Annotated in this window: 1 pseudogene; it reads right to left on the reverse strand. The window is 71.8% G+C overall.

The features are described from left to right. A pseudogene (locus SM447_RS30185) lies at positions 1–497 on the reverse strand (Ig-like domain-containing protein); the annotation flags it as partial.

Consider the following 497-nt stretch of genomic DNA (forward strand, 5'->3'; position numbering starts at 1 on the left):
GTGACAGTCGCCCCGGGCGCCACGGTCAGCGGCGCGGCGGAGGTCGGCGGCGTCATCGCCACCGGCGCGGTGATCGCCACCGTCGGCGGGACGCCGGTGGCCGAGACGGTCCAGTCCCGGGTGTCGCCGCGCAGGTCGCTCTGCCCGACCGTGTCGACGGCCGTGGCGGTCATCCGCCACTGCCCCTCGATCGGCAACGTCACCTCGTACTGCCAGGTGGCGGACTTCGCGCCGATCACGTCCGGCTCGCCGCGGAACGTGTTGTAGACCGCCGCGACGCTGCCGTCGTCCTGGAGGTAGCGGTTGTCCGGGGTGCGGAACGAATAGATCATCGAGCTGGCGCCCTGTTCGTCGGTGGCGGTGCCGCTGGCCACGAAGCTCTTCGTGGCGAGCAGTCCGGCGGCCGGCGCGCTGATCCGGGTCGACGGCGGGAGATCGTCGAAGCGGAACGCCTCGATCTTCTTGATCGCCTTCGTGGTGTCGCCGGTCCCGTCGCG

The sequence above is a fragment of the Micromonospora aridisoli genome (genome assembly GCF_056150025.1).